The 9,197-nt window shown below is 70.9% G+C and carries 9 protein-coding genes; 6 read left to right on the top strand and 3 right to left on the bottom strand.

The window, feature by feature from the left end:
- Nucleotides 1-2,103: alpha-1,4-glucan--maltose-1-phosphate maltosyltransferase (locus F8271_RS27735; RefSeq protein WP_151492797.1), on the bottom strand; the 2,103-nt coding region annotated here is incomplete at its 3' end.
- Nucleotides 2,104-2,220: 117 nt separating this feature from the next.
- Here F8271_RS27735 and F8271_RS27730 point away from each other — a divergent pair.
- Nucleotides 2,221-2,478 (top strand): AbrB/MazE/SpoVT family DNA-binding domain-containing protein, encoded by a 258-nt coding sequence (locus F8271_RS27730; protein WP_225854809.1) that lies wholly within the window; start codon nucleotides 2,221-2,223, stop codon nucleotides 2,476-2,478.
- Between the two features lie 37 nt (nucleotides 2,479-2,515).
- On the top strand, nucleotides 2,516-2,923 hold the full coding sequence (locus F8271_RS27725) for a type II toxin-antitoxin system VapC family toxin (protein WP_225854808.1): 408 nt from the start codon (nucleotides 2,516-2,518) through the stop codon (nucleotides 2,921-2,923).
- A 283-nt stretch (nucleotides 2,924-3,206) separates the two neighbouring features.
- Here the strand turns inward: F8271_RS27725 and F8271_RS27720 are convergent, their stop codons facing one another.
- Nucleotides 3,207-3,434 carry a winged helix-turn-helix domain-containing protein gene (locus F8271_RS27720; RefSeq protein ID WP_151492795.1) on the bottom strand — a complete coding sequence of 76 codons (228 nt, stop codon included), beginning with the start codon at nucleotides 3,432-3,434 and terminating at the stop codon, nucleotides 3,207-3,209.
- 217 nt (nucleotides 3,435-3,651) lie between these two features.
- Here F8271_RS27720 and F8271_RS27715 point away from each other — a divergent pair, with 217 nt between their 5' ends.
- The gene (locus tag F8271_RS27715; protein WP_151492794.1) at nucleotides 3,652-3,849 is read left to right on the top strand and encodes a hypothetical protein; all 198 of its coding nucleotides are present in this window, start codon (nucleotides 3,652-3,654) and stop codon (nucleotides 3,847-3,849) included.
- Nucleotides 3,850-3,865: 16 nt separating this feature from the next.
- On the top strand, nucleotides 3,866-4,996 hold the full coding sequence (locus F8271_RS27710) for a helix-turn-helix domain-containing protein (RefSeq protein ID WP_225854807.1): 1,131 nt from the start codon (nucleotides 3,866-3,868) through the stop codon (nucleotides 4,994-4,996).
- An 11-nt stretch (nucleotides 4,997-5,007) separates the two neighbouring features.
- Here F8271_RS27710 and glgA read toward each other — a convergent pair whose 3' ends face one another.
- Nucleotides 5,008-6,213, bottom strand: coding sequence for a glycogen synthase (gene glgA, locus F8271_RS27705; RefSeq protein WP_151492793.1), 1,206 nt, complete (start codon nucleotides 6,211-6,213; stop codon nucleotides 5,008-5,010).
- Between the two features lie 72 nt (nucleotides 6,214-6,285).
- Here glgA and glgC point away from each other — a divergent pair, with 72 nt between their 5' ends.
- Nucleotides 6,286-7,518 carry a glucose-1-phosphate adenylyltransferase gene (gene glgC, locus F8271_RS27700; RefSeq protein ID WP_151492792.1) on the top strand — a complete coding sequence of 411 codons (1,233 nt, stop codon included), beginning with the start codon at nucleotides 6,286-6,288 and terminating at the stop codon, nucleotides 7,516-7,518.
- Nucleotides 7,519-7,547: 29 nt separating this feature from the next.
- Nucleotides 7,548-9,191: a phosphoglucomutase (alpha-D-glucose-1,6-bisphosphate-dependent) gene (gene pgm, locus F8271_RS27695; protein WP_151492791.1), complete on the top strand. Its 1,644-nt coding sequence runs from the start codon at nucleotides 7,548-7,550 to the stop codon at nucleotides 9,189-9,191.
- Nucleotides 9,192-9,197 lie beyond the last annotated feature (6 nt).

Raw genomic sequence — 9,197 nt, 5'->3', positions numbered from 1 at the left:
CGGGCGGGCCGCGGCCGGGCGCGGAGCCGCCGCCGGGTCGGTGGCGGCTGTCGGTGCCGGGGTCGTCGGCGCGGTGCCTCCGGACAGGTCGTCCGGGACGTCGGCGACGGTCAGGTCCGCCGGTTCGACACCGGCGGGCGCCGGCGCGGCGGGCGGCGTCGGCCGGCGCACGGTCAGCACGTGCGCGGGTTGCAGGTACGGGTCGAGGCGTACCGCGTTGCGCTGACCCCAGTCGTAGCTGGTGCCGGTCAGCTCGTCGTGCACGGTGAACCGTTCGTGCCAGTCGAAGCCCAGCGCCGGCATGTCGAGGGTGGTGTTGCCCCACTGCACGACGCGCGGGTCGAACGAGCAGATCACGATGACGGTGTTGCCGGTCTCCGGGTCGTGCTTGGACCAGCAGAGCAGCGCCGGGTTGTCGATCTCGTGGAAGCGCAGGTTGCGCAGCTGGTGCAGGGCCGGGTTGTCGCGGCGTACCCGGTTGAGGGTGGCCAGGAACGGCGCCAGCGAGCGGCCCTGCGCCTCGGCGCCGGCCCAGTCCCGGGGCCGCAGCTCGTACTTCTCGTTGTCCAGGTATTCCTCGGTGCCCGGCCGGGCCACGTGCTCGAACAGCTCGTAGCCGGCGTAGAGACCCCAGGAGGGGGAGAGCAGCGCGGCCAGCACCGCCCGGATCTTGAACATCGGCGGGCCGCCGTGCTGCAACGACTCGTGCAGGATGTCCGGGGTGTTCGGCCAGAAGTTCGGCCGCATGTAGTCGGCCGCCTCGATCAACTCCTCGCAGTACGCCCGCATCTCGGCGGCCGTCGTGCGCCAGGTGAAATAGGTGTACGACTGGGTGAAGCCGATCTTGCCGAGGCCGTGCATGATGGCCGGCCGGGTGAACGCCTCGGCCAGGAACAGCACGTCCGGATCGACCGCCTTGACCTCGGCGATCAGCCAGTGCCAGAAGTCGAACGGCTTGGTGTGCGGGTTGTCCACCCGGAAGATCCGGATGCCCTCGCCCACCCAGTGCAGCACCACCCGCAGCACCTCGGCGCGGATGCCCTCCGGGTCGTTGTCGAAGTTGACCGGGTAGATGTCCTGGTACTTCTTGGGCGGGTTCTCCGCGTACGCGATGCTGCCGTCGGCCCGGGTGGTGAACCACTCCGGGTGCTCGGTGACCCACGGGTGGTCCGGCGCGCACTGCAACGCCAGGTCCATCGCCACCTCCAGGCCCTGCGCCGCCGCCGCCTCGATGAAGGCGCGGAAGTCCGCCGGCGTACCCAGGTCGGGGTGGATGGTGTCGTGGCCGCCCTCGGCGGCGCCGATCGCCCACGGCGAGCCCACGTCGGTCGGCCCGGCGGTGAGCGCGTTGTTGCGGCCCTTGCGGTTGATCCGGCCGATCGGGTGGATCGGCGGCAGGTAGAGCACGTCGAAGCCCATCGCCGCCACGCCGGGAAGCCGCTCGGTGGCGGTCGCGAAGGTGCCGGAGACGTCGCCCACCGCTCCTTCGGAGCGGGGGAAGAACTCGTACCAGGCCGAGTAGAGCGCCCGCTTGCGGTCCACCCAGATCGAGTACGTGTCACCGGCGGTGACCAACTCTCGCACCGGGTGCTCCCAGAGCAGGTCGGCCAGGGCGAGCGCCGGGCCGACGCGCTGCGGCAACGGCAGGTCGGTGTCGGCGAGCGCGGTGAGCGCGGCGGCGACGCGGGGCCGGTCGGCGGCCGGCACGAGGTCCCGGGCGGCGGCCAGCACCCGGGCGCCTTCGGCCAGGTCGTTGGCCAGGTCCTCCGGCCCCTGCCCGGCGGCGATCTTCTTGGTCACCGCGTTCTGCCAGGTCAGGTACGGGTCCTGGAACGCCTCGACGGAGAAGGTCCATTCGCCCACCGCGTCGGGGCGGATGGTGGCGTGCCAACGGTCCTGGCCGGGCTCGCCGGGGCGCATCCGGGTGGACGGGCGCTGGGCGCCGTCCGGGCCGGCCCACACCACGGTGCAGCCCAGCGCGTCATGCCCCTCCCGGTAGGCGCGCGCCGACACCGGAACCGGCTCGTCGACCACCGCCTTGGCCGGGTACCGCCCGCACGAGACGACGGGGGAGACGTCTTCGATCGGGAACCGTCCAGTCACCCCGCCAACCTACTGCGCGAGATCCGTTCGCGCGCGGCCAAGCACCCCGGTCAGTCCCAGGTGCGGTTCGCCAGGACGCGCCGCGTAACGAGAGGTGTCACGTATCGTTGGTATTACGTGACGGAGGTACCGAGCATGCGGCTGAACAGCAAGGGCCAGGTGACCATCCCGGCCGCGCTGCGAGCCCGTTACAACCTGCATGAGGGCGATGAGGTCGACGTGGTCGAGGAGGGCGGGGCCCTGCGCATAGTGCGCGTGCAGGGCGCCGAAACCCGAGGTCAACGCCTCGTCCGACACATGCGCGGGCGGGGCAGTGCCAAGGAGACCGAGCACATGTCCACCGAGGAACTGATGGAGCTGCTGCGTGGCGAGTGAGAGGCTGCGCGCAGTGCCATCGCGTCCAACCGGCGTAGTGACGACCCTGGTCGATACCAACGTGCTGCTGGACGTCTTCACCGACGACCCTAAGTGGGCCCAGTGGTCTGCCACCGCCCTCGCCGAGGCCCGCGACGCGGGCCACCTAGTGATCAACCCCATCGTGTACGCGGAAGTGTCGGTCCGTTTCGCCCGCATCGAGGAACTGGACGAGGCCCTGCCGGCGGGGGACTTCCTCCGCGAGGAATTGCCCTACCTGGCCGGCTTTCTTGCAGGCAAGGCATATGCGCGGTACCGGAAGCTCGGCGGCACCAAGCGCTCGCCGGTGGCCGACTTCTACATCGGTGCACACGCCGCCGTCTGCCGATACCACCTCTTGACCCGTGACGGAGCGCGCTACCGCACGTACTTCCCGACCTTGACGCTGATCACGCCGGACGACTAGTGGCCGCTGTCGTAGCCGTTCCCTGACCGGCCGCCCGTTGTCGTGATCCACTCGCGTTTCGTGAGGCCGGAGTATCAGCGCACGTTCGATGCTGCGGTTTCCTGCACGGCGAGTCGATCGAAGCCATCAGGCAGCACGCGAACGGGCCAAGTGGGCGATTCCAGAGCGCGAGCCGGCGGTGGCGTCCGAACGGCTGCCGATCGGTGGCTCTTCAGCAGCACCGCGCTCGGCGTGTCGTATCGCCCAGCAGCCAACGATCAAGGAAACGAAGGTGTGCTCGCGCTCAGGCGGGCGGGTTCGGTGCCACGAACGACCCCTTGCCCTGGTGCACCTCGATCCAGCCCCGCTCATCCAGGATCCGCAGTGCGAATCTGATGGGCGTAGGGCTGGCCTGGTACTGCTCGCCCAGTTCCGCGATCGAGGGCAGCTTGTCCCCGGGTCGCAGGGCGCCGGACTGAATCGAGCGGATCACGTCGTCGATGACCTGCTCGTACACGGGTTGCCTGGGCATGGCAGGGCCACCTCTCGTCAGCCCCCTGAGCATGCCACCGCACATGACACTCTGTGCATGTTGTGTTGACTCTGTACACACTGCACTCTATGTTGGGTGGCGGGGGTTCTCTCGTCAGCAGCGGAGGTCCCTTGGGCAGGGCGGGGTGGTTCCCCCGTGTCGCCCCGCCCTGACCTGCTTCTTCACCGTCGCGTTCCGTCGTGTCCAGGAGGTGCCAATGCGTGAACGTCCGTCCGACGGGCCGTTGCCGCCCGCGTACCCGGTGGCCGGTGGTCGGCCGCCGCACCCGGACGGGGATCGGGTGCCCTGTCCGCCGCGTCCTGTGCGGGCACCGCTGCCCCGGCGGCAGTACCTCTACGGAGGCGTGATCGCTGTGGTCGTACTCCTGCTGTTTGTTCTCGGGGTGGTCCGGTGAGCGCGACGGGCCGGCGGTGAACGAGCTGCCGGTGGGTCGCCGGGTCGCCCAGTGGCGGGTGCGGCGCAACATGACGCAGCAGCAGTTCGCCGACCGGCTCGGTAAGTCGAAGAGTTGGGTGGACAAGGTCGAACGTGGGGTACGCCGGCTGGAGCGGGTGTCCAACCTCCGGGAGATCGCCGACACGCTGCGCATCGACGTCGAGGTGCTGCTGGCCACCCGGCCGGTGCGGCCCGCACCGGTTGCCGCCGGAGTGGATGGGGTGCGGGCGGCGCTGGCCCGGTACGACCGGCCGGATGGAGACCGGCCGCCGCTGGTCGAGGCGTTGCGGGCTCGGGTGGAGCACGCCGAGCAGAGCTACCGCCATGCCCGGTACCCGGCGTTGCTGGCCCTGCTGCCCGGCCTGCTCGATGCCGCCCGCGAGGCGCAGACCGCGCGGCCCGGAGCGACGGAGGCCCTGCTGGTGTCGGTGTACGGGCTCGTCGCCTTGGCGCTGGTCAAGGTCGACCAGGGGGACCTGGCCTGGTTGGCGGCCGACCGTGCGATGACCGCCGCTGCCGGCGATCCCCGGCTGGCCGCCGTCGCCACCGTGGCACTGAGTCAGGCCCTACGCTCCCGTGGCCGGCGGCTCGCCGCTCTGGATGCCGCTCTCCTCGCCGTCGACCGCTGCGACGGGTCCACGGCCGCGTCATCGCCACGAGGAACGCTGCTCATCCAAGCCGCCCTCGCCGCTGCCGACCGGGGCGACGAACGACTCGCCCACCAGTCGCTCGACCGGGCGGCGGACGCCGCGGGGGAGGTCGGAGCCGACAAAGGGGCGGCGATCGACGCGGCTCGGGTGGTTGCCGAGGCGGCGCTGGGCGACGTCACCACGGCCGCAGCCCGGCACCAGCGACTGGTCGCCGACGACCGGTGGCGGTCACTGCCGCCCGAGCACCGCGCCGCGTACCTCCTCGACGTGGCCCGCGTCCACGCTCGCGTAGGTGACATGCGCCGGGCCGGCCGTACGCTGCTCGACGCGGAACGCGTAGCCCACAGCGAGGTGCACCATCGTCCGGCGGTACGGAAGCTGGTCGCCGTCGTGTCGCGAAACGCCGACGCGCCGACCGAACTGGCCCAGCTCGCCGCCACCCTCCACGTCGCCTGACGCTGTCTCCCTCAGCTCGCCATGACCGAGCGGTACACGTCCTGGGTCTGGCGGGCGATGGCGTCCCAGGAGAAGTGCTCGACCGCCCGCCGCCGACCCGCCAGGCCGAACCGCTCGGTACGCGCCTGGTCGGCGAGCAGCGTGTTGATCGCCGCCGCCAGGTCGGCCACGAAACGGTCCGGGTCCAGTGGGGTGCCGGAGCCGTCGGTGGCCTGCTCGATCGGCACCAGCAGGCCCGTCTCGCCGTCGACCACCACCTCGGGGATGCCGCCGGTGGCGGTCGCCACCACGGCCGTCTCGCAGGCCATCGCCTCCAGGTTGACGATGCCCATGGGCTCGTACACCGACGGGCAGGCGAAGACCGTGGCGTGGGTGAGCACCTGGATCACCTCGGGCTTGGGCAGCATCTCGGCCACCCAGATCACCCCGGATCGGTTGGCCCGCAGCTCGGCGACCAGCTCCTCGACCTCGGCGGCGATCTCCGCCGTGTCCGGCGCGCCGGCGAGCAGCACGAGCTGGGTGTCCGCCGGCAGCTCCCGGGCGGCGCGCAGCAGGTAGGGCAGCCCCTTCTGGCGGGTGATCCTTCCCACATACACCACGCTGGGCAGCGCCGGGTCGATGTCGAGCCGGTCGAGCACGTCGGTGCCGTGGTCCGGCGCGTACTGCACGGTGTCGATGCCGTTGTAGACCACCCGGACCCGGTCCGGGTCGACCTGCGGGTAGGCGGCCAGCACGTCGTTGCGCATCCCGCCACTGACCGCGATCACCGCGTCGGCGGCCTCCACCGCCGTGCGCTCACACCAGGACGAGAGCGCGTACCCGCCGCCGAGCTGCTCGGCCTTCCACGGCCGCAGCGGCTCCAGGCTGTGCGCGGTCAGCACGTGCGGCACCCCGTGCAGCAGCTTCGCGGTGTGCCCGGCCAGGTTCGCGTACCAGGTGTGGCTGTGCACCACGTCCGCGCCGGCGGTGCCGGCGGCCATCTCCAGATCCACGCCCATCACGCGCAGCGCGGCGTTCGCGCCGGTCAGGCCGGGCGGTTCGGCGTACGCGGTGACGCCCGGCTCGGTGCGCGGCAGCCCGAAGCAGTGCACGCGGACGTCGGCGAGGCGGCGCAACTCCCGGGCCAGGTACTCGACGTGCACGCCCGCGCCGCCGTAGACCTCCGGCGGGTACTCGCGGGTGAGCAGATCGACGCGCAGCGGGGTGGGTTCCGTCATGACCCCGCACCCTAGTGCAGAAGACTCCCCGTACGAGTGGTGAAGTCCGACGCGGGTGGATAGCGTCGGGGCATGGCTGCCAAGGTGCTCGCGATCGTCCTGGCGGGTGGGGAGGGCAAGCGCCTGATGCCACTCACCACGGACCGGGCCAAGCCGGCCGTCCCGTTCGGCGGGATGTACCGCATGGTCGACTTCGTCCTCTCCAACCTGGCCAACGCCGGCTATCTCAAGATCGTCGTGCTGACCCAGTACAAGTCCCACTCCCTCGACCGACACATCACCAAGACCTGGCGGATGTCCACGCTGCTCGGCAACTACGTCACCCCGGTGCCCGCACAGCAGCGGCGCGGCCCGTGGTGGTTCGCCGGCTCGGCCGACGCCATCTACCAGAGCTTCAATTTGATCAACGACGAGCAGCCCGACTACGTGATCGTCTTCGGCGCCGACCACATCTACCGGATGGACCCGCGGCAGATGGTGGAGGACCACATCGCCTCCGGTGCCGCGGTGACCGTCGCCGGCATCCGCCAGCCGCTGTCGATGGCCGACCAGTTCGGCGTCATCGAGGTCGGCGAGGACGGCCGGCGCATCCGGGCGTTCCGCGAGAAGCCCACCGACGCGGTCGGCCTTCCGGACGCGCCCGACGAGATCTACGCCTCGATGGGCAACTACGTCTTCACCACCCGCGCGCTGTGTGAGGCGGTCGAGCGCGACGCGGAGGACAAGACCAGCAAGCACGACATGGGTGGCAGCATCATCCCGATGCTCGTCGAGCGGGGCGAGGCGAACGTCTACGACTTCCGCGACAACGAGGTGCCGGGCAGCACCGACCGGGACCGCGGCTACTGGCGCGACGTGGGGACGCTCGACTCGTTCTACGACGCGCACATGGATCTGATCAACGTGCACCCCGTGTTCAACCTCTACAACTTCGACTGGCCGATCTACACCGAGCAGCCGCCGTGGCCGCCGGCGAAGTTCGTCCACCAGTGGGGTGAGCGCGTTGGCCGCGCGGTCGGCTCGATGGTCTCTCCGGGCGTGGTGATCTCGGGCTCGCTGGTGGAGAACTCGATCGTGTCACCGAAGGTGCGGGTGCACTCCTGGGCGCACGTCGAGGGTTCGGTGCTGATGGAGGGTGTCGAGATCGGCCGCCACGCGGTGGTCCGGCGGGCGATCCTGGACAAGAACGTGTTCGTCCCGGAGGGCGTCGAGATCGGCGTCGACCTGGAGAAGGACCGGCAGCGCTACACCGTCTCCGACAACGGCATCGTGGTCATCGGCAAGGGTCAACGGGTCGAGCCGTGACCGTCGCACTATCAAGGAGGTAGACCCCCGTGACCCATCCCCGTGCCGGCCAGCCCGCCGAGCCCGCCGACCTGGTCGACGTGCCGCGCCTGGTGACCGCCTACTACGCCGAACATCCGGACCCAGCGGACCCGGCGCAGCAGGTCTCCTTCGGCACCTCCGGCCACCGGGGTTCCAGCCTGCGCAACGCGTTCAACTCCGACCACATCCTCGCGGTCACCCAGGCGCTCTGCGACTACCGGCGGGAGCAGGGCCTGGACGGCCCGCTGTTCCTCGCGCGGGACACGCACGCGCTCTCCGCGCCGGCCGCAGTGGACGCCCTGGAGGTCCTCGCCGCCAACGGCGTCACCGTGCTGGTGGACAGCCGCGACGGCTACACGCCCACCCCGGCGCTGTCGCACGCGATCCTCACCCACAACCGGGGGCGGACCAGCGGGCTCGCCGACGGCATCGTCATCACCCCGTCGCACAACCCGCCGGACGACGGCGGCTTCAAGTACAACCCGACCAACGGCGGGCCGGCCGACACCGACGTCACCCGGTGGATCCAGGACCGGGCCAACGCGATCCTCGCCGCCGGGCTCAAGGAGGTCCGCCGGATCACCTACGCGCGGGCTCGCGCCGCCGACACCACCGGGGAGTACGACTTCCTCGCCCACTACGTCGACGACCTGCCCGCGGCGATCGACATCGACGCGATCCGCGACGCCGGGATCCGGATCGGCGCGGACCCGCTCGGCGGGGCGAGCGTGGCGTACTGGGGTGAGATCGCCGAGCGGCACCGACTGGACCTGACCGTGGTCAACCCGACGGTCGACCCGACCTGGCGGTTCATGACCCTGGACGGCGACGGCAAGATCCGGATGGACTGCTCGTCGCCGAACGCGATGGCGTCGCTGATCGCCGCCCGCGCCGACTTCCAGATCTCCACCGGCAACGACGCCGACGCCGACCGGCACGGGATCGTCACCCCGGACGCCGGCCTGATGAACCCCAACCACTACCTGGCGGTGGCGATCGGTCACCTGTTCCGTACCCGCACCGCGTGGGGTCCGTCCGCCGCCGTTGGCAAGACGCTGGTGTCCTCGTCGATGATCGACCGGGTCGCCGCCGACCTGGGCCGGCCGCTGCTGGAGGTGCCGGTCGGCTTCAAGTGGTTCGTGCCCGGCCTGCTGGACGGCGCGGTGGGCTTCGGCGGTGAGGAGAGCGCCGGAGCGTCGTTCCTGCGCCGCGACGGCTCGACCTGGACCACCGACAAGGACGGCATCCTGCTCTGCCTGCTGGCCTCCGAGATCCTGGCCACCACCGGGCGCACCCCGAGCGAACACTGGGCCGAGCTGGCCGAGCGGTTCGGCGCGCCCGCGTACGCCCGGATCGACGCCCCGGCCACCCGGGAGCAGAAGGCCGTGCTCGGCAAGCTCTCCCCGGATCAGGTCACCGCCACCGAGCTGGCCGGCGAGCCGATCACCGCGACGCTGACCACCGCACCGGGCAACGGGGCCCCGATCGGCGGTCTGAAGGTCAGCACCGAGTCCGGCTGGTTCGCGGCGCGCCCCTCCGGCACGGAGGACGTCTACAAGATCTACGCCGAGTCCTTCCAAGGCCCCGACCACCTGAAAAAGATCCAAACCGAAGCCAAAAACCTGGTGGACGAAACCCTCTCCCAAGCCTGACCCCAC

The sequence above is a fragment of the Micromonospora sp. ALFpr18c genome (assembly GCF_008868155.1).
GTDB lineage: Bacteria > Actinomycetota > Actinomycetes > Mycobacteriales > Micromonosporaceae > Micromonospora.
Note: the sequence above shows the minus strand (reverse complement) of the source record. Positions and strands in the feature narration are given on the sequence as shown.

Excerpts from the sequence above, each read along its gene's own strand:
- glgC (WP_151492792.1), top strand. The coding sequence starts at position 6,286 with ATGGCTGCCAAGGTGCTCGCGATCGTCCTGGCGGGTGGGGAGGGCAAG.
- glgA (WP_151492793.1), bottom strand. The coding sequence starts at position 6,213 with ATGACGGAACCCACCCCGCTGCGCGTCGATCTGCTCACCCGCGAGTAC.
- F8271_RS27715 (WP_151492794.1), top strand. The coding sequence starts at position 3,652 with ATGCGTGAACGTCCGTCCGACGGGCCGTTGCCGCCCGCGTACCCGGTG.
- F8271_RS27720 (WP_151492795.1), bottom strand. The coding sequence starts at position 3,434 with ATGCCCAGGCAACCCGTGTACGAGCAGGTCATCGACGACGTGATCCGC.